The following is an 18,799-nucleotide window of genomic DNA, read 5'->3' as shown; positions in this document are numbered from 1 at the left end:
GGTCGCCGGGCACGCCTAACCGGCTGATGAGGTACCACACAAGATGTTTAGTTTTATTGCCCGCCGACTGGGGTTGTTGATCCCCACGTTTTTCGGCATCACCTTGCTGACTTTCGCGTTGATTCGCATGATTCCGGGCGACCCCGTGGAAGTGATGATGGGCGAACGTCGGGTCGACCCCGAAATGCACGCTCAGGCAATGGAACGCCTAGGTCTGAACAAACCGCTGTATGCCCAGTACCTGGACTACATCGGCAAACTGGCCCACGGCGATCTCGGCGAATCCCTGCGTACCCGTGAGAGCGTATGGACCGAGTTCACCTCCCTCTTCCCGGCGACCCTGGAACTGTCCATGGCCGCCCTGCTGTTTGCCGGCATCCTGGGCCTGCTGGCCGGGGTGATCGCGGCGCTCAAGCGAGGATCCCTGTTCGACCACGGGGTGATGGGCATCTCCCTGGCGGGGTATTCGATGCCGATCTTCTGGTGGGGCCTGATCCTGATCATGTTCTTCTCGGTGAGCCTGGGCTGGACCCCGGTGTCCGGGCGGATCGACCTGCTTTACGACATCGAGCCGCGCACCGGTTTCATGCTGATCGACACGCTGCTGGCCGATGACATGGGCGCATTCCTCGATGCCCTGCATCACCTGATCCTGCCGGCCATCGTGCTCGGCACCATTCCGCTGGCGGTGATCGCGCGGATGACCCGTTCGTCGATGCTCGAAGTGCTGCGTGAAGACTACATCCGCACCGCCAAGGCCAAAGGCCTTTCGCCGTCGCGCGTGGTGTTCGTGCACGGCCTGCGCAACGCGCTGATTCCGGTGCTGACCGTGGTCGGCCTGCAAGTCGGCACCCTGCTGGCCGGTGCAGTCCTGACCGAAACCATTTTCTCCTGGCCCGGCATCGGTAAATGGCTGATCGAAGCCATCGGCGCCCGGGACTACCCGGTTGTGCAAAACGGCATCCTGTTAATCGCCTGCCTGGTGATTCTGGTCAACTTCGTAGTGGACATCCTCTACGGCTTTGCCAACCCACGCATCCGTCATCAGCGCTGAGGTCCATACCATGAGCACTCCAACATCCTCAGTAGCCACTTCCGCTCCAAACGCGGATCAAAGCCTGCTGTACCCGTCACCGTACAAAGAATTCTGGCAAGCCTTTTCCAAGAACAAGGGCGCGGTTGCCGGCCTGCTGTTCATGCTGCTGGTGATTTTCTGCGCGATCTTCGCGCCGTGGGTCGCCCCGCATAACCCGAGCGAGCAATACCGGGACTTCCTGCTGACGCCACCGGCGTGGCTCGAAGGCGGGCAGATGCAATTCCTGCTCGGCACCGATGAACTGGGTCGCGACCTGCTGTCACGGCTGATTCAGGGTTCGCGCCTGTCGCTGCTGATCGGTCTGTCGTCGGTGGTGATGTCGCTGATCCCGGGGATCCTGCTGGGTCTGTTCGCCGGTTTCTTCCCGAAAATGATCGGCCCGACCATCATGCGTCTGATGGACATCATGCTGGCCCTGCCGTCCCTGCTGCTGGCTGTGGCGATCGTCGCCATCCTCGGCCCTGGCCTGATCAACACCGTGATCGCCATTGCTGTGGTATCGCTGCCGTCCTACGTGCGTCTGACCCGCGCCGCCGTGATGGGCGAACTGAACCGCGACTACGTGACCGCCGCGCGCCTGGCCGGTGCCGGTCTGCCACGTCTGATGTTCATCACCGTGCTGCCGAACTGCATGGCGCCGCTGATCGTGCAGGCCACCCTGAGCTTCTCCTCGGCGATTCTCGATGCCGCCGCCCTGGGCTTCCTCGGCCTTGGCGTACAACCGCCAACCCCTGAGTGGGGCACCATGCTGGCCTCGGCCCGCGACTACATCGAACGCGCCTGGTGGGTCGTGAGTCTGCCTGGTTTGACCATTTTGCTCAGCGTGCTGGCAATCAACTTGATGGGCGACGGTCTGCGCGATGCGCTGGACCCGAAACTCAAGAACGCCGCCTGAGGAGATTCCCATGTCACTGTTAGAAATCAAGAATCTCAACGTTCGCTTCGGCGACAAAACCGCGACACCCGTTGTCGATGGCCTCGACCTGAAAGTCGACAAAGGCGAAGTCCTGGCCATCGTTGGCGAATCGGGTTCGGGTAAATCCGTGACCATGATGGCGCTGATGGGCCTGATCGAGCATCCCGGCATCGTCACCGCCGACTCGCTCAGCTTTGACGGCAAAGACATGCTCAAGCTGAGCAATCGCCAGCGTCGGCAAATCGTCGGCAAAGACCTGTCGATGGTGTTCCAGGACCCGATGACCGCGCTGAATCCGAGCTACACCGTCGGTTTCCAGATCGAAGAAGTGCTGCGTCTGCACCTGAAAATGTCCGGCAAGCAAGCGCGCAAACGCGCCATCGAACTGCTGGAAAAAGTGGAGATCCCGGGCGCCGCCAGCCGTATGGACGCCTACCCGCACCAACTGTCTGGCGGTATGAGCCAGCGTGTCGCGATTGCCATGGCGATTGCCGGCGAACCGAAACTGCTGATCGCCGACGAACCGACCACGGCACTCGACGTAACCATTCAGGCACAGATCATGGATCTGCTGCTGGCGTTGCAGAAAGAACAGAACATGGGCCTGGTGCTGATCACTCACGACCTCGCGGTTGTGGCCGAAACCGCCCAGCGCGTGTGCGTGATGTACGCCGGCCAGGCTGTCGAAGTCGGTCAGGTGCCGCAACTGTTCGACATCCCGGCACACCCGTACAGCGAAGCGTTGCTCAAGGCGATTCCGGAACACAGCCAGGGCGCCGAGCGTCTGGCGACACTGCCGGGCATCGTTCCGGGCCGTTATGACCGCCCGCAGGGTTGCCTGCTGTCGCCGCGCTGCCCGTACGTACAGGACACCTGCCGCGCGCAACGTCCGACCCTTGATCCGAAAAGCCACAGCCTCGCCCGCTGCTTCTTCCCGCTGAACCAGGAGGTGGCGTAATGGCCGTCGTACTTACCGCCCGCGACCTGACCCGTCACTACGAAGTATCCCGTGGCCTGTTCAAGGGGCACGCCACCGTACGCGCGCTCAACGGCGTGTCGTTCGAACTGGAAGCCGGCAAGACCCTCGCCGTAGTCGGCGAATCGGGCTGCGGCAAATCCACCCTCGCCCGCGCCCTGACCCTGATTGAAGAGCCGTCGTCCGGTTCGTTGAAAATCGCCGGCCAGGAAGTGGCTGGCGCCGACAAGGCCCAGCGCAAACAACTGCGCAAAGACGTGCAGATGGTATTCCAGAGCCCGTACGCGTCGTTGAACCCACGGCAGAAAGTCGGTGACCAACTCGGCGAGCCGCTGCTGATCAACACCAACCTGTCCGCCGCTGAACGCCGCGAAAAAGTCCAGGCGATGATGAAGCAGGTCGGCTTGCGTCCCGAGCACTACCAGCGCTATCCGCACATGTTCTCCGGCGGTCAGCGCCAGCGGATCGCTCTCGCCCGGGCGATGATGCTGCAACCGAAAGTGCTGGTGGCGGATGAGCCTACCTCGGCACTGGACGTGTCGATTCAGGCCCAGGTGCTGAACCTGTTCATGGATCTGCAGCAAGAGTTCAACACGGCGTACGTGTTCATCTCGCACAACCTGGCGGTGGTGCAACATGTGGCCGATGACGTAATGGTGATGTACCTCGGTCGCCCGGTGGAAATGGGCCCGAAAGACGCTATCTACGAACGTCCGCTGCACCCGTACACCCAGGCGTTGCTGTCGGCGACCCCGACCATTCACCCGGACCCGAACAAGCCGAAAATCAAGATCGTCGGCGAATTGCCCAACCCGCTGAACCCGCCACCGGGTTGCGCGTTCCACAAGCGCTGCCCGTACGCGACCGAGCGTTGCAGCACTGAAGAGCCGTTGTTGCGTGAATTGGATAATCGCCAGGTGGCCTGCCACTACGCCGAGCAATTCCTCGACGGCGCCGCCTGATTAACGGCGGACGAAATTGTGGGAGCGGGCTTGCTCGCGAATGCGGTGTGACAGTCACTGATAATGGTGACTGACTCACCGCTTTCGAGAGCAAGCCTCGTCCCACAGGGAACTTGAGTTGTCGCTAAAGCGTTAACCAAACCCCTTCTCCCCCGATTGCGCATCAGTCAGGGAAGAAGGGGTTTTCTTTTGCCGGCGATTTACGACTGGCTGTCGCCTTCGTCATCGTCGGTGTCCGGCTCATCAGTGGTCGAGTCGTCATCATCCTTGCTGCCGCCCTGATCCTGATCGCCCGGTTCGGATTCCGACTTGGCCAGCATGACCACACCGGCTTGTCCGTGGGCTGCGTTAAACCCCTGTGATGGTGTGGCAGAACTTGCCCACGCCGCCGTAGTGCCAAGCGTCAACATCACCAAAACCTTAAGCAACAGCACAATGCGTTGAAAAATGCTCATAGCCATTTCCATCCTTTCGTGGTTGAAGCCTGGGGTGCCGATCCGGCGCTGAATGAAATCTAGTTCCGATCAGTCCGGTTCACCAGATAGGACGCTGACCAACCCCGGGAAATGCCCCGGTACGGCAGATCACTTGTGAATAACCGCTATAACCGAATCAGCTAAGCGAGGCCGTGCGTTTGCTGGTGGCCAGCGCCTTGTCCTGGGTCGATGAGCGCGTCGCCAGGCAGATCAGCGGCAAGGTCAACAACGCCAGTGTCGCGCTTGCGAGCCATACACTGTGGCCGCCGAAGCGACCATACAACTGACCACTCAACACCGGCGACAGCAATGCACTGGCGCTCCAGCTCATGAAAAACAGGCCGAAATACTGGCCGCTTTTGCCGCCCTGCGCATGCCGCATGACCAGCACATTCATCGGCGGCATGAAAAAAGCTTCACCCAACGTCCAGATCACCGTCGACAAACACACGTAAAACAGCCCCGAACCAAACGGCAGCATTCCCAACCCGACCGCCAGCAACACACAACCCGCCAGTAATTGCCGACGCAAGCCCCAGCGCTCGCCCCAATGCGTCAGTGGTATCTGCAGCGCCACCACCAGCATCGCGTTAAGCCCGAACTGCCAGCCGATGGCCTCGGTGCTCAAGTGGTAGTAGTCGCGCAGATAGTTGCCCAGCGTGCTGTAAACCGTGTCGAAGGCCATCCCCAGCAACACGGCCGCACCGAGCAGCCAGAGGAACGCCGCGTCGCGCAACGGTGTGCCAGTGCCAGCCTCGGTCACCTCATCGGGCTCGAGCACCTCACGGTGCCAGGTAGTGCGCACAAACCACAGCAACGCCAGCAACGTCATCGCCGCACTGACAAAAAACACCCAACGGAAATCCGTCTGCGCCAACACCCCGCCCGCCACACCCGCGGCGGCCATGCCAAGGTTACGCGCCACCCGGCTCAAGGCCTGCGCGCGCGAGCGTTGAGAGACTTCGCAGTACTCCATGATCAGGCGTTGGTGCAGGGTGCGAATGGCCCCATCGATCGTCCCGCTGAGCAACAGCAATGCCGCAAGCAACGGCACTTGCGAGACCAGCCCCAGCAGGATCAACACCCACACCGAAACAAAGAACAACCCCGCCGTCAGCCGCGCCGTACGCACATGGTCACTGAGCAAACCACCCAGCATCGAACCGACCAACAACCCGGCACCATAGGCCGACAGCAACCAGCCGACGGTTTCAATCGCCAGCCCCAGCTCCTGACGCAGATACAGCGCCATGAACAACTTGACCATGCTGCTCAGACGATTGATGAACAGCAACGCCGCAAGCACCCAGGCCATCAGACTGAAATAGCCATTGGGGCGCAGCAGATGGATGAGGTTGCGCGTCATTCCATTGACCTCTCAAAGCGACTGGCGTGACCTGGAACACTAACGTCCAGCGCGCCGGTTGTCGCGCTCAAGAACCTTGAGATCTCAAAATACGGATTCGTCCTACAGTCCCTGCAAGGAGCTTCCTTCAGTCGCTCAATTGGATTAGAGAAACTGGTCGGCTGTCAGGCCGCCATCGCCAGCAGGCCGCCATCGCCAGCAGGCTGGCTCCTACAGTGGGAATGGGTGCGGTCAGCTGGAGACTGGTCGGCTGTCAGGCAGCCTTCGCGAGCAAGCCCGCTCCCACAGGTTGAAACCGGTGTATTCAGGTAGAGATTGGTCGGCTATCAGGCCGCCATCGCTGGCAAGCCAGCTCCCACAGAAAAAGCTAAAGCCAGGCGCATGCTTTTCACCACTCAAATGGCCGAGTGTCAGCTCGCCGAAAGCTTTTGATCTTGGTCCACGGGTGACGTCGGAAGGCTGAGTGGAGGGATTGATCCGGGGGGGGGGGGAGCGCAGCGACCGTTTGGCGAAGCCAAACACAGCGAGAGGAGGTGCAGCAAAGCAAACCGTAGGCGCTGCGCCCGGATCAATCCCGGAGCGAAGGGACCCCGAGCCCCAGCGAGCGGGCCGAACGCAGGAGCAAGCCTTTTGGGTTACCTTTTCGGCGTTTGGAAAAGGTGACTCGCCGTAAGGGCGAAACCCTTAGTAGCCGTTACCGAAAAAACGGATATACACCCAAAACCACCCGAAGCCTGGTCGGCCCAAAGGCCGCCAAGACCAAAGCCCCAAAAAAAGCCCCCAAGGCCTACACCTCAGGGGCTCCAGACAACCCAGCTCAGCGCTTAGTGATGCTCACGCGTCGCACGGAATTTCACATCCGGCCACCGTTCTTCCATCAACGCCAGGTTAACCCGCGTCGGCGCCAGGTAGGTCAGGTGCCCACCGCCATCCAGTGCGAGGTTCTCCACCGCCTTGTTGGAAAACTCCTCAAGCTTCTTCTTGTCGCTGCACTCGATCCAGCGCGCGGAGTAAACAGTGATCGGCTCATACGAGCACTCAACCTTGTATTCCTCCTTCAAACGACTGGCGACCACATCAAACTGCAGCACACCGACGGCGCCAAGAATGATGTCGTTGCTGCGCTCCGGGAAGAACACCTGGGTCGCGCCTTCTTCGGCCAACTGCTGCAGGCCCTGACGCAATTGCTTGGACTTCAGCGGATCACGCAGACGCACACGACGGAACAGCTCCGGGGCGAAGTGCGGGATACCGGTGAAACCGAGGACTTCACCTTCGCTGAAGGTGTCGCCGATCTGGATCGTGCCGTGGTTATGCAGACCGATGATGTCGCCGGCGTACGCCTCTTCCAGCTGTTCACGCTCGGAGGAGAAGAACGTCAGGGCGTCGCCGATGCGCACGTCCTTGCCGGTACGAACGTGGCGCATCTTCATGCCTTTCTCGTACTTGCCGGAGCAGATACGCATGAAGGCGATGCGGTCGCGGTGTTTCGGGTCCATGTTCGCCTGGATCTTGAAGATGAAGCCCGAGAACTTCTCTTCCACCGGCTCCACGGTACGTTCGTTGGCGACACGGGCCAGCGGACGCGGGGCCCAGTCAACTACAGCGTCGAGCACGTGGTCGACACCGAAGTTGCCCAATGCCGTACCGAAGAACACCGGGGTCAGTTGACCGTCGAGGAACTCCTGCTGGTTGAACTCGTGGCAGGCGCCCTGCACCAGTTCCAGCTGTTCGAGGAAGCGATCGTACTCGTCGCCCAAGTGCGCGCGCGCCTCGTCGGAGTCGAGCTTCTCGATGATCTTGGTTTCGGTGCGTTCGTGACCGTGACCGGCGGTGTAGACAATGATGTAGTCGTCGGCCAGGTGGTACACGCCCTTGAAGTCGCGGTAGCAACCGATCGGCCAGGTGATCGGCGCTGCCTTGATCTTCAGAACGGCTTCGATTTCGTCGAGCAGTTCGATCGGGTCGCGGATGTCACGGTCGAGTTTGTTGATGAAGCTGACGATCGGCGTGTCACGCAGACGGCAGACGTCCATCAGGGCGATGGTCCGTGGCTCAACGCCTTTACCGCCGTCGAGGACCATCAATGCCGAGTCGACCGCCGTCAGGGTGCGGTAGGTGTCTTCGGAGAAGTCTTCGTGGCCCGGGGTGTCGAGCAGGTTGATCATGTGTTCGCGATACGGGAACTGCATGACCGACGTGGTAATGGAAATACCCCGCTGCTTCTCCATCTCCATCCAGTCGGATGTCGCATGGCGGTCGGATTTACGGGATTTCACCGTACCGGCCACTGCAATCGCCTTGCCCATCAACAGGAGCTTTTCGGTGATCGTGGTTTTACCGGCATCGGGGTGGGAAATAATGGCGAAAGTGCGGCGTTTCGCGACTTCGGCGGCCTGGTTGGTCATGGGAAATCGCCTGGCGGTGATTCAAAAAAGGGCCGCGATTATAGCCCAACTCGATGCAATAACCGAACCGTTGAGCACATTAAGGGTGGCCAAATGCTGCCCCAGATGGGAACCTTTTAAAGCACGGAGACGTCCATCCCCTGTTACGACATTTCGTCAGGGGCTGAAAAATCAGCAAGTTAGCCTGACGAGGCTGCGCTCATGGCTCGCTTTCAGACCGCTTGTTGCCGGTGCTGAAGGAGCTGCTTCTCGCGAACGTTTATTCCCGGCAGCCAAGGCTTGGCATGCCACACGGGAGAGCGTTCGCCGACTATAAAAAAGGAGTCCGCCTGTGGCTATCCGCTATGGCAAAGGGCTGATGGGAGGTGCGGTGGTTATCGCGCTCCTGGCCCTGCTGATCCACTGGATCGGCATCAACACGATCGAACACTACCGCGACGATTTGTTGTTTTACCTGCAAGCTCATCTGATTCTCGTCCTCGCTTCAATGCTGGCCGCCCTGGTCGTGGGCATCCCCGCCGGTATCTTCCTCAGTCGCCCGACCATGGTCGGCCGCGCTGAACGCTTCATGCAGATCTTCAATATCGGCAACACCGTGCCACCGCTGGCCGTACTGGCGATTGCCCTGGGGATTCTCGGCATCGGCAGTGGTCCGGCGATCTTCGCTCTGTTCCTCGCGTCCCTGTTGCCGATCGTGCGCAACACCTACGAAGGCCTGAAAAACGTTCAGGGTTCGCTGAAGGAAGCCGCCGTCGGCATCGGCATGACCCCGCGCCAGGTGCTGTGGAAAGTCGAATTGCCCAACGCCGTGCCGATCATCATCGGTGGCGTGCGCGTGGCACTGGCGATCAACGTCGGCACCGCGCCGCTGGCCTTCCTGATCGGCGCCAACAGCCTCGGCAGCCTGATCTTCCCTGGTATCGCCCTGAACAATCAGCCGCAACTGCTGCTCGGCGCCGCGTGCACTGCGCTGCTGGCCCTGCTGCTCGATGGCGTGGTCACCCTCGCCAGCCGTCTCTGGCTGGAACGCGGTTTGCGCCCGTCTTAAGGCTCTTGCGAAGGAATATTTATGAAACGATTTAGCTTGATCTTAGGCTGCATCATGCTGTTCGCAGGATTTGCCCAAGCGGCGGAAAAACCGCTCATTCGCCTCGGCGCCCGGGTGTTCACCGAGCAGACCCTGCTCGCGGAAATCACCGCGCAATACCTGCGCAGCAAAGGCTACGACGCGCAGATCACCGGCGGCCTGGGCAGCAACCTCGCCCGCAGCGCCCACGAAAGCGGACAACTGGACATGCTCTGGGAATACACCGGCGTGTCGCTGGTGGCCTACAACCATGTCACCGAGAAACTCGACAGCGAACAGTCCTACGCCCGGGTCAAAGAACTCGACGCGAAAAAAGGCCTGGTCTGGCTGACCCCGTCGAAATTCAGCAACACCTACGCCCTCGCCCTGCCGAAAAAAGTCGTCGAGGAGTACCCGCAGATCAACACCATCAGCGACCTGAACAAGGTGCTGCGCGATGAAGCCAAGACCAATCACCTGGTGGCGCTGGACACCGAGTTCGCCAACCGCTCCGACGGTCTGGACGGCATGGTCAAGCTCTACGACATGAACCTGACCCGCAAGAACATCCGGCAGATGGACGCCGGGCTGGTCTACACCGCGCTGCGCAATGGCCAGGTGTTTGCCGGTCTGGTCTACACCACCGACGGCCGCCTCAACGCCTTCGGCTTGAAGCTGCTGGAAGACGACAAGCATTACTTCCCCGACTACACCGCCGCGCCGGTGGTGCGTCAGGCCTACCTCGATGCACACCCGCAACTGGCCGAGCAACTCAAGCCGCTGGCGCAACTGTTCGACGACGAAACCATGCGCCAACTCAACGCGCGGGTCGATGTCGATCACGAAAGCCCATCGAAAGTGGCCGCGGATTTCCTGCGCCAGCACCCACTCAACTAAGGAGGAAAAGTCATGGAATTTCTCAACGCCTTTTCCCACCTCGACTGGCAGCAGGTGATGCACCTGACCTGGCAGCACATCACCCTGGTCGGCATCGCGGTAACGCTGGCGATTCTCATCGGTGTGCCGCTGGGCATTCTGATGACGCGCTTCCCGAGCCTCGCCGGTCCCTTGCAGGCCAGCGCCACGGTGCTGCTGACCGTGCCGTCGATTGCCCTGTTCGGCCTGCTGCTGCCGTTCTACTCCAAATTCGGCCAGGGCCTGGGGCCGATGCCGGCGATCACCGCAGTGTTCCTCTATTCGCTGCTACCGATCATGCGCAACACCTATCTCGCCCTGACCGGCGTCGAGCCGGGCATTCGTGAAGCTGCACGCGGCATCGGCATGACCTTCGGCCAGCGCCTGCGCATGGTCGAATTGCCGATTGCGGTGCCGGTGATCCTCGCCGGGGTGCGCACCGCGGTGGTGATGAACATCGGCGTGATGACCATCGCCGCGACCATCGGCGCCGGTGGCCTTGGCGTGCTGATCCTCGCCTCCATCAGCCGCAGCGACATGTCGATGCTGATCGTCGGCGCGCTGCTGGTCAGTCTTCTGGCGATCTTCGCCGACCTTCTCCTGCAGTGGCTGCAACGTACGCTGACTCCAAAAGGACTCCTCAAATGATCGAACTTCAAAACCTCAGCAAGACCTTCCAGAGCAACGGCAAAGATGTCAAAGCCGTGGACTCGGTGAGCCTGACCGTCAATGAAGGCGAAATCTGTGTGTTCCTCGGGCCATCGGGTTGCGGCAAAAGCACCACGCTGAAAATGATCAACCGCCTGATCAAGCCGACCTCGGGCAAGATCCTGATCAACGGCGAAGACACCACCGACCTCGACGAAGTGACCCTGCGCCGCAACATCGGCTACGTGATCCAGCAGATCGGCCTGTTCCCGAACATGACCATCGAAGAGAACATCGTCGTGGTGCCGAAACTGCTCGGCTGGGACAAACAGAAATGCCACGACCGCGCTCGCGAACTGATGAGCATGATCAAACTGGAACCCAAGCAGTATCTGCATCGCTATCCGCGTGAACTGTCCGGCGGCCAGCAACAGCGCATCGGCGTGATCCGCGCACTGGCGGCGGATGCGCCGCTGTTGCTGATGGACGAGCCGTTTGGTGCGGTCGACCCGATCAACCGCGAGATGATCCAGAACGAGTTCTTCGAGATGCAGCGGGCGCTGAACAAGACCGTGATCATGGTCAGCCACGACATCGACGAAGCGATCAAACTCGGCGACAAGATCGCGATTTTCCGCGCCGGCAAACTGCTGCAGATCGACCATCCGGACACGCTGCTCGCGCACCCGGCGGACGACTTTGTCAGCAATTTCGTCGGCCAGGACAGCACCCTCAAACGCCTGCTGCTGGTGAAGGCCGAAGACGCCGCCGACAATGCGCCTTCGGTCAGCCCGGAAACCCCGGTGGCCGATGCGCTGGAGTTGATGGACGAGCATGACCGCCGCTACGTGGTGGTCACCTGTGCCGAGAACAAGGCGCTGGGCTATGTGCGTCGTCGCGACCTGCACCGCCAGACCGGCACCTGCGCGCAGTATCTGCGTGAGTTCAACGCCACCGCGGCGTACGACGAACATCTGCGCATCCTGTTGTCGCGCATGTACGAATTCAACCGTTCGTGGCTGCCGGTGATGGATGCCGAGCGGGTGTTCCTCGGTGAGGTGACGCAGGAGTCGATCGCAGCCTATCTGAGCTCGGGGCGTTCGCGCGGGATGAAGACCAATATCGTCTCGCCGGCTGAGGCTGTAATCGCGTAAAAACTCCAAACCTGTGGGAGCGGGCTTGCTCGCGAATGCGTAGTGGCCGTCGGCGGTGATGTCGGCTGTGAAAATGTCTTCGCGAGCAAGCCCGCTCCCACAGGATTCGTGCAATTTCCTGATGATTCGCAGGGCGGAAAAGAATCTCAACAGCTGCGTTCACAGAACCTCTGCAAACTCCCGCTCCCAAACGGCCAAAATCCCCCTCACATCCACCTCTCGCCGCCAACGTCGCCGATGTTGCGCCGATCACACTTCCCGGCTAATTAGCCGACAAAAGCCGCGAACGTGCAGGTATTTTTAACACATGAAAATTCCCGGGGAACATCTGTCCGTCATCTCGGTCGGCTACAAAGAGTGATATCCGCGACGTACGTCAGAAGCGTGCAAAAACGCGACATTTTTAGTTGATCTCAGGCCCCTCACGCCCTAAAGTTCGCGCCGAACGTCCATGCTGGAAACGATCCATCCGGCTCAAGTACTGACGACGAGACAGCAAGGCCAAGGGCAGATACGCCCGTGGCCTTTTTGCTTTCGGCGACATGCCTTGGGAAGTAGGCGAACCAAAGTGGGGATACGGAGGACGTTCATTTACACCCATGTTTTTACCCGTTTGCCCATAGGAGCACTCCAGCATGTCGATCCAGGTCGAAGACTATTTCGCGCGCGAAACCTTTCAGAAAATGAAGGCGTTCGCCGACAAACAGGAAACCCCGTTCGTGGTGATCGACACCGCGATGATCGCCCAGGCCTACGATGACCTGCGCGCCGGTTTCGAATTCGCCAAGGTCTACTACGCGGTCAAGGCCAACCCGGCTGTCGAGATCATCGACCTGCTCAAAGAGAAAGGCTCGAGCTTCGACATCGCCTCCATCTATGAGCTGGACAAAGTGCTGAGCCGTGGCGTCAGCCCGGACCAGATCAGCTACGGCAATACCATCAAAAAGTCCAAGGACATCCGCTACTTCTACGAGAAGGGTGTGCGCCTGTTCGCCACCGACTCCGAAGCCGACCTGCGCAACATTGCCAAGGCTGCGCCGGGTGCGAAAGTCTATGTGCGCATCCTCACCGAAGGCTCGACCACCGCTGACTGGCCACTGTCGCGCAAGTTCGGCTGCCAGACCGACATGGCCATGGACCTGCTGATCCTCGCCCGCGACCTGGGCCTGGTGCCGTACGGCATCTCGTTCCACGTCGGTTCGCAACAGCGCGACATCAGTGTCTGGGACGCGGCGATCGCCAAGGTCAAAGTGATCTTCGAGCGCCTGAAAGAAGAAGACGGCATCCACTTGAAGCTGATCAACATGGGTGGCGGCTTCCCGGCCAACTACATCACCCGCACCAACAGCCTGGAAACCTACGCCGAAGAAATCATCCGCTTCCTGAAGGAAGACTTCGGTGACGATCTGCCGGAAATCATTCTGGAGCCGGGCCGTTCGTTGATTGCCAACGCCGGCATTCTGGTCAGCGAAGTCGTGCTGGTTGCACGTAAATCCCGCACCGCCGTTGAGCGTTGGGTGTATACCGATGTGGGTAAATTCTCCGGCCTGATCGAAACCATGGACGAGGCGATCAAGTTCCCGATCTGGACCGAGAAGAAAGGCGAGATGGAAGAAGTGGTCATCGCCGGCCCAACCTGCGACAGCGCCGACATCATGTACGAAAACTACAAGTACGGTCTGCCGCTGAACCTGGCCATTGGTGACCGTCTGTACTGGTTGTCGACCGGTGCGTACACCACCAGTTACAGTGCCGTCGAATTCAATGGCTTCCCGCCGCTGAAATCGTTCTACGTGTAATACGTAGCGATTGAGAAAAAGGCCCATGAGCAATCATGGGCCTTTTTTTATGGGCGCAGCCACGCCTCAAGATGATCGAGCATTGCCATGCACTCATTGGCGCTCTCGGTCATCGCGGCGAGTTTGAAATTCAGCTCACTCAGTTTCACCGCAGCCTTCGCCTGCAAGAGTTGATTGCACACGTTGTCGAGGCGCTGATAAAGCGCTTCGATGAATAGCCCCATCTGCGTATTCACCGACACGACTCCATTGAATAACGCCGCGATATCAGCCTGGTATTCAGCCGCCCTGATGGCCGGATCGGTCGATGCATAAGCCAGATCCCAGACAGGCGTCGTCAATGAATCGCCAAACAACCCTTCGGCAACGGTTGGCGTCGCATGACACAGACAGGAGCGGTGATCCATAGCGCTGAGAAACACTGACTTCAAGCCAAATGACTCGTCGTACACTTCCACGACCGTGTATTTCAGCTGCCGTATCTCGGCCTGCAGCGCATAGAAACGCAGTGCCAGTTCGTGGATCAGGTCAGGCACATCCTCTGCTGGGAACAACTGCCAGCTGGTCGACCGCGAAAGGCTGAACAGCCGAAAGTCCACCTGGCTGACAGGCTCGTGTCTGGAGGTGTTGCCTGTGATATCCAGGGCTTCGCGGGTAAACACTTGCAGATCCCCTAGATACCCTGCGCCAAGACGCCTCGACGCTTCGGTACGCGCCCAGAAATCCTGCAGATAGCGCTGATTGAACCGGGCGTTCTCCAGACGCGAGTCTTTGGCCAGGACGGCCAATTGATGCCCTGCCTTTCTCCGGCGCTCGAAGACCAGCGGTATCGCATTGAATGTCGTCGGCAAGGTGCCGAGAAATCGCCCGTAACGGTCCAGTACACGCCGTTGCATCGCTGAAAATTCATAAGCCAAAGCATTCATGCCGTTTCAGGAAAGGCAGGCTAGTCGCCCACCTTTCCAGCTCCTTGTTATTGATGAATGCTCTGTAGATGCCGGACGACTTCGGCGACTCGATCAATCGCTGCTTGCGCCCGGGTTTCAACGGGAAGCGCAGTGTTCTGTCTGAAATCATTGGCGAAGCGGGTAAAGTCATCGATCAGAACGCTGAACTCTCCAGCGTAAGCCGCACGGCCGTCGTCCAGTTGATCCAGGGTTTCGACCAGCTCAATCCGGCCTTCAATGCGCGCGAGGTCTTTGCTGTATTTGTTGATCTGTGTGCGCAGATCACCTGCCTGTTCATTCAGCCGGTTGTACGCTGCCAGCATATTGAGAAAGGAAACGGCCTCGCCAATGCCGGAAATCAGTTTCTTCAGCGTCTCGATAGCCAGCAGGGCAACCTGCACCTGAGGTGGCGCCAGTCCCAATGCCTTGAGGCTTTCCAGAGACAACTGCGCTTGTTCGCCAATTTTCTCGATGCCAGCCTTGGCGATCAGATCAATACCCTCGGAAACAGACTTCATTTCGGTCGTCAGGTCTGCGAGTTTTTTGTCGGATCTGGCCTTGAGCTCGATCGTGGTGACACGCTCGGCCTTGAGCGTCACGATCCACTCGGCCGAGGCGCTGCGATCGTAATAAGCGCTGATGCTCTTGTGCACAGCTTTCAGATCTTCGTTCTGCACCGCCACCTTGTTGAAGATATTCTTCAGCTCGACCTCCATATCCTCGCGAACTTCGTCCGCGTCGTCCGGATACTCCAGCTCAGCTTGATAGCTGCGCAGTTTTTTATCGGCGCGTTCCAGGTAAATGCTGGTGGCCTGTGCCTGACTCCGCAGATCGTAGGTGGCCTTGTTGATGGCGAGCGCCAGATTGTTCATGGCCCCGACAGTTCCAGGCATGTAATCGAATTGCTCGAAGAGCATCTGAGCCGTGGTATTAAGACCCTGCACACCCGCATTATGCTCACGCAGGCGGGGCATGTTGAATGCGGGTACAGCCGAACTAACCGATAGCAAAGACATCATTGACCCACTCCGAACAACCAGCCCACTTCTTTCATATTCCCTGTCAGCCTCTTCAAACACTTTCAGCAACTGATCAGAGCTGACTTTTATCTGCTCCCAGGGATCGATGATACTCAGTAATTGAATCTTGAAACGGCGTAGCGAAGTCGCTTCGAAAATACCGTCAACTTCCTTGAACGACGCCTCGACGTAATCACTGAGGGCATTCCATACCAGCATCAGGTTCTGAGTCGCGACCTCGGCTTCAATCGCCACGTAACTCAAATTCTGCAAATCATCTCGAACCTTGTTCAACGAACTCAGCGTCTGGTTCTTGCTTGCCATACTCTGGTTATCGACCTGCTGCAGTTGCTTCAGGCGATTACGTTCAGAGCGGATTTTCTCGGCCTTGACGCCTTGGTAAATGCCAAGAATCAATCCGCCAATATTCAGGGTGGCCGCCGACTTGATCGCTTCCTGCACCAGTTGATCGTACTGTTTGTTCAGTTCATCAATTTCTTTTGCGCGCTGATCAATGACTTCCTGCAGCGCCTTGGTATCGTTCTGATAAGTGTTCCTGGAGACGAACTGCAGTCGCAAGGCAATTTCCGGCAGCACCTTTTCACGCATATCGGCGCCAAAACTGTCCAGCAGGGCCCGAACGCGCTCGGCTTCCTGATGACAATGCGCAACTTTAGCCAACAGGTCATTGAGATACGCCTTGATATCCAGGATATCTTCCGAAGACAGGTCAAGATCAGGCAGACCCGGAATCTGCCGTTGCAGATTCAGGTATTCCTCAGGCGTATTGATGTTGTGCTCTTCGAGATACCTCGAGGCCTTGAGATCCTCATACACTTCAACAATGGCGTTACCCGTGCGGATAATACTGCCAGCAAAGATTCTCAGATCGTTACCGGTCAACATGATCTTTTCGCGCAATGGCGACCAGCGTTTGGCGTGATCATAGGTCATGCTGAAGGTGCGCAGGAAATCTCCCGCTTTCAGGCCCACGCCGCCTTCATCACCCGCACCATAGTTCAGATAGGCAATAACATCTTGCAACCGGACGGGCAGCGAGAGGCCGAGAACTTCATACTTCCTTAGACTGATAATTTGCTCTTTGGTCATTTGCAAACCGGTACCGCGGTTATACCCCTCACCCACACCCAGCGAAGCATTTACAAATGCCAGAGGCGCTTTCGCGGCGGCCTCGACCACCTTGTCATTTAACTTGAGTTCCATCAAAGACTCCTTGTCTTCCGTGGATATTAATAACGGCTAATTTATTTTCGATGCCGACAAGAAACTTCCAATCACTTGAAAAACATCGAGCCCGACAGTAGGCAGATACAACTAATTCGCCAAGTTATTAACTATTAAAATTAAATACAAGAAGCAGAAAAGCCAACTAACCAGTGGCAAACCGAAAGACTTTTTAATGACTCAAGCGACGAGCAATTCCCCAAGCCGCTGCCGATAAGCATCGGCCATCTGGCGAATCGACGGATGACGGGCGCTCGATAATGAACCCATGCTCACCCGCAGAAAATTCACGTTCCCTGTAGCCAGTGCCTTGCGCAACCAGCCCAGTGCGTCCTCGATCAATCCAGCATCAGCCAGCACTGCGGCATAACTGAACTGCCCACGAAAATCTCCGCCCTCGGCCGAGCGTCGGTACCAGTCGCGCGCGGCGACCGGGTCGGCCCGACAGACCAGCCCTTCTTCCAGATAACGCCCCAGCAGGTTCATCGATTTGGCGTGGCCGGCTTCTGCGGCGCTTCGATACAGGGCCAGTGCCTGAAATTGATCCTCAGCCAATCCACGCCCGGTGGCGAGCAGATTGGCCAGGTTATACATCGCCCAGTCCAGTCCGTTATCCGCCGCGGTCCGGTAATGCTGCGCGGCAACCGCAGCATTGGCGACACAGCCCCAACCATGCTCATGACAACGACCCAGCATGTTGCGCGCCATCAGATGTCCTTGCCCGGCGGCAATGCCAAACCAGCGTAGCGCCAGCGGCTGATCCTGAGCGATGCCACGGCCATCGAGGAGGATCTGCCCGAGCAGCGCCTGCGCTTCAACAATGCCCTGGCCGGCCGCGAGCAGAATCGCCTGCGCCGCACGCGCCGGGCTTTCTTCAAGCATGGCGTTGAGCTGGGCGCCGTCGAGTACTTCTTCGCGTCGCAGTTGAAAACTCATACCTCGACCCAGCGCCGCAACAGATTGTGATAGGTGCCGGTGAGGCGGATCAGCGACGGGTGATCGGGCATGTCTTGAGTGAGCTGCTGGATCGCCCCGTCCATCTCGAACAGCAGAGCGCGCTGGCTGTCTTCACGCACCAGACTTTGCGTCCAGAAGAACGACGCATAACGCGCGCCGCGGGTGACGGCATTGACCTTGTGCAGGCTGGTGCCGGGGTACAGCACCATATCGCCGGCGGGCAGTTTCACCCGTTGCGTGCCGAAAGTGTCCTGGATCTCCAGCTCGCCGCCGTCGTAATCCTCGGGTTCGCTGAAAAACAGTGTGGCCGACAGATCGGTGCGCACCCGCTCGATGCTGCCTTTGGGCTGACGCACGGCGTTGTCGATGTGAAAGTCGAAACTACCGCCCGCCGTGTAGCAGTTGAGTAACGGCGGGAATACTTTGTGCGGCAGCGCGGCCGACATGAACAGCGGATTTTTCCACAACCGTTCGAGCATCGCTGCGCCGATTTCTTTGGCCAGTGGATGGCCTTCCGGCAGTTGCAGATTGTGCTTGGCCTTGGCCGACTGATAGCCGGCGGTGATCTTGCCATCGGCCCAATCCGCCTGCTCCAGCGCCTCGCGGATGCGCTGCACTTCTGCTTTGGCGAACAGGCCGGGGATGTGCAGCAGCATGGCGATCGTACCTGATGGTAAAGGGGTGCCAATGGTATTGATTCTTATTGGCCGTGTAAAACCCGCACGACGGATGAATCGGCAAAAACCGTAAGGTTAAATTGTAAAGAATGTAAATTCGTCGCGAATAACAATGTTTCGCAATTGATACGAATACCTGTTTACCCTATATTCCGCGACCTCAAATCCTTGG

16 protein-coding genes are annotated in these 18,799 nt (G+C 58.8%); 9 read left to right on the top strand and 7 right to left on the bottom strand.

Translation table 11 applies throughout. From position 1 onward, the window contains the following. The first annotated feature begins 43 nt into the window (after positions 1 to 43). From ACOYXI_RS23510 to ACOYXI_RS23495, 4 genes are read left to right on the top strand one after another with little or no spacing between them, the layout of a single operon-like run. On the top strand, positions 44 to 1,054 hold the full coding sequence (locus ACOYXI_RS23510; RefSeq protein WP_007953665.1) for an ABC transporter permease subunit: 1,011 nt from the start codon (positions 44 to 46) through the stop codon (positions 1,052 to 1,054). 10 nt (positions 1,055 to 1,064) lie between these two features. Continuing rightward, positions 1,065 to 1,991, top strand: a complete 927-nt coding sequence (locus tag ACOYXI_RS23505) for an ABC transporter permease subunit (RefSeq protein ID WP_007966702.1) — start codon at positions 1,065 to 1,067, stop codon at positions 1,989 to 1,991. A 10-nt stretch (positions 1,992 to 2,001) separates the two neighbouring features. After that, complete coding sequence (locus ACOYXI_RS23500) at positions 2,002 to 2,970, top strand: ABC transporter ATP-binding protein (RefSeq protein ID WP_139055904.1); 969 nt, start codon at positions 2,002 to 2,004, stop codon at positions 2,968 to 2,970. Next, positions 2,970 to 3,950 (top strand): peptide ABC transporter ATP-binding protein, encoded by a 981-nt coding sequence (locus ACOYXI_RS23495; RefSeq protein ID WP_027610810.1) that lies wholly within the window; start codon positions 2,970 to 2,972, stop codon positions 3,948 to 3,950. The genes ACOYXI_RS23500 and ACOYXI_RS23495 overlap by 1 nt, the downstream gene beginning before the upstream one ends. A gap of 200 nt (positions 3,951 to 4,150) precedes the next feature. Here the strand turns inward: ACOYXI_RS23495 and ACOYXI_RS23490 are convergent, their stop codons facing one another. From ACOYXI_RS23490 to ACOYXI_RS23480, 3 genes are all read right to left on the bottom strand, one after another. Continuing rightward, positions 4,151 to 4,405, bottom strand: a complete 255-nt coding sequence (locus tag ACOYXI_RS23490) for a hypothetical protein (RefSeq protein ID WP_047291237.1) — start codon at positions 4,403 to 4,405, stop codon at positions 4,151 to 4,153. A 157-nt stretch (positions 4,406 to 4,562) separates the two neighbouring features. Next, positions 4,563 to 5,792, bottom strand: coding sequence for an MFS transporter (locus ACOYXI_RS23485; protein ID WP_134785426.1), 1,230 nt, complete (start codon positions 5,790 to 5,792; stop codon positions 4,563 to 4,565). Positions 5,793 to 6,616: 824 nt separating this feature from the next. Further along, on the bottom strand, positions 6,617 to 8,200 hold the full coding sequence (locus tag ACOYXI_RS23480) for a peptide chain release factor 3 (protein ID WP_027610807.1): 1,584 nt from the start codon (positions 8,198 to 8,200) through the stop codon (positions 6,617 to 6,619). 358 nt (positions 8,201 to 8,558) lie between these two features. Here ACOYXI_RS23480 and ACOYXI_RS23475 point away from each other — a divergent pair, with 358 nt between their 5' ends. From ACOYXI_RS23475 to ACOYXI_RS23455, 5 genes are all read left to right on the top strand, one after another. Further along, a complete protein-coding gene (locus tag ACOYXI_RS23475; protein ID WP_177409065.1) occupies positions 8,559 to 9,248 on the top strand; it encodes an ABC transporter permease in 690 nt (229 codons plus the stop codon). A gap of 21 nt (positions 9,249 to 9,269) precedes the next feature. Further along, positions 9,270 to 10,163 (top strand): glycine betaine ABC transporter substrate-binding protein, encoded by an 894-nt coding sequence (locus tag ACOYXI_RS23470; protein WP_461675355.1) that lies wholly within the window; start codon positions 9,270 to 9,272, stop codon positions 10,161 to 10,163. Between the two features lie 12 nt (positions 10,164 to 10,175). Beyond that, positions 10,176 to 10,829 carry an ABC transporter permease gene (locus ACOYXI_RS23465; RefSeq protein WP_007965673.1) on the top strand — a complete coding sequence of 218 codons (654 nt, stop codon included), beginning with the start codon at positions 10,176 to 10,178 and terminating at the stop codon, positions 10,827 to 10,829. Beyond that, positions 10,826 to 11,983: an osmoprotectant ABC transporter ATP-binding protein OsmV gene (locus tag ACOYXI_RS23460; protein WP_027610804.1), complete on the top strand. Its 1,158-nt coding sequence runs from the start codon at positions 10,826 to 10,828 to the stop codon at positions 11,981 to 11,983. The genes ACOYXI_RS23465 and ACOYXI_RS23460 overlap by 4 nt, the downstream gene beginning before the upstream one ends. A gap of 635 nt (positions 11,984 to 12,618) precedes the next feature. Further along, positions 12,619 to 13,782 carry a type III PLP-dependent enzyme gene (locus ACOYXI_RS23455; RefSeq protein ID WP_039769212.1) on the top strand — a complete coding sequence of 388 codons (1,164 nt, stop codon included), beginning with the start codon at positions 12,619 to 12,621 and terminating at the stop codon, positions 13,780 to 13,782. Between the two features lie 47 nt (positions 13,783 to 13,829). Here the strand turns inward: ACOYXI_RS23455 and ACOYXI_RS23450 are convergent, their stop codons facing one another. The 4 genes from ACOYXI_RS23450 to ACOYXI_RS23435 form a co-directional block, all read right to left on the bottom strand. After that, positions 13,830 to 14,708 (bottom strand): hypothetical protein, encoded by an 879-nt coding sequence (locus tag ACOYXI_RS23450; RefSeq protein ID WP_210558892.1) that lies wholly within the window; start codon positions 14,706 to 14,708, stop codon positions 13,830 to 13,832. Between the two features lie 47 nt (positions 14,709 to 14,755). After that, positions 14,756 to 16,972 (bottom strand): alpha-xenorhabdolysin family binary toxin subunit A, encoded by a 2,217-nt coding sequence (locus ACOYXI_RS23445; RefSeq protein WP_134785423.1) that lies wholly within the window; start codon positions 16,970 to 16,972, stop codon positions 14,756 to 14,758. 201 nt (positions 16,973 to 17,173) lie between these two features. After that, positions 17,174 to 17,929, bottom strand: coding sequence for a tetratricopeptide repeat protein (locus tag ACOYXI_RS23440; RefSeq protein ID WP_210558891.1), 756 nt, complete (start codon positions 17,927 to 17,929; stop codon positions 17,174 to 17,176). Further along, positions 17,926 to 18,606, bottom strand: coding sequence for a Fe2+-dependent dioxygenase (locus tag ACOYXI_RS23435; protein ID WP_027610799.1), 681 nt, complete (start codon positions 18,604 to 18,606; stop codon positions 17,926 to 17,928). The genes ACOYXI_RS23440 and ACOYXI_RS23435 overlap by 4 nt, the downstream gene beginning before the upstream one ends. Between the last annotated feature and the right edge of the window lie 193 nt (positions 18,607 to 18,799).

The sequence above is a fragment of the Pseudomonas sp. G3-19 genome, from assembly GCF_054855875.1.
The sequence above is the reverse complement of the archived record's forward strand: the minus strand, read 5'-3'. Positions and strand labels throughout refer to the sequence as shown.

Coding starts and splice junctions, on each gene's coding strand:
- ACOYXI_RS23505 (WP_007966702.1), top strand. CDS start 1,065: ATGAGCACTCCAACATCCTCAGTAGCCACTTCCGCTCCAAACGCGGAT.
- ACOYXI_RS23465 (WP_007965673.1), top strand. CDS start 10,176: ATGGAATTTCTCAACGCCTTTTCCCACCTCGACTGGCAGCAGGTGATG.
- ACOYXI_RS23510 (WP_007953665.1), top strand. CDS start 44: ATGTTTAGTTTTATTGCCCGCCGACTGGGGTTGTTGATCCCCACGTTT.
- ACOYXI_RS23475 (WP_177409065.1), top strand. CDS start 8,559: ATGGGAGGTGCGGTGGTTATCGCGCTCCTGGCCCTGCTGATCCACTGG.
- ACOYXI_RS23485 (WP_134785426.1), bottom strand. CDS start 5,792: ATGACGCGCAACCTCATCCATCTGCTGCGCCCCAATGGCTATTTCAGT.
- ACOYXI_RS23495 (WP_027610810.1), top strand. CDS start 2,970: ATGGCCGTCGTACTTACCGCCCGCGACCTGACCCGTCACTACGAAGTA.
- ACOYXI_RS23460 (WP_027610804.1), top strand. CDS start 10,826: ATGATCGAACTTCAAAACCTCAGCAAGACCTTCCAGAGCAACGGCAAA.
- ACOYXI_RS23490 (WP_047291237.1), bottom strand. CDS start 4,405: ATGAGCATTTTTCAACGCATTGTGCTGTTGCTTAAGGTTTTGGTGATG.
- ACOYXI_RS23440 (WP_210558891.1), bottom strand. CDS start 17,929: ATGAGTTTTCAACTGCGACGCGAAGAAGTACTCGACGGCGCCCAGCTC.
- ACOYXI_RS23500 (WP_139055904.1), top strand. CDS start 2,002: ATGTCACTGTTAGAAATCAAGAATCTCAACGTTCGCTTCGGCGACAAA.
- ACOYXI_RS23435 (WP_027610799.1), bottom strand. CDS start 18,606: ATGCTGCTGCACATCCCCGGCCTGTTCGCCAAAGCAGAAGTGCAGCGC.
- ACOYXI_RS23480 (WP_027610807.1), bottom strand. CDS start 8,200: ATGACCAACCAGGCCGCCGAAGTCGCGAAACGCCGCACTTTCGCCATT.
- ACOYXI_RS23445 (WP_134785423.1), bottom strand. CDS start 16,972: ATGGAACTCAAGTTAAATGACAAGGTGGTCGAGGCCGCCGCGAAAGCG.
- ACOYXI_RS23450 (WP_210558892.1), bottom strand. CDS start 14,708: ATGAATGCTTTGGCTTATGAATTTTCAGCGATGCAACGGCGTGTACTG.
- ACOYXI_RS23470 (WP_461675355.1), top strand. CDS start 9,270: ATGAAACGATTTAGCTTGATCTTAGGCTGCATCATGCTGTTCGCAGGA.
- ACOYXI_RS23455 (WP_039769212.1), top strand. CDS start 12,619: ATGTCGATCCAGGTCGAAGACTATTTCGCGCGCGAAACCTTTCAGAAA.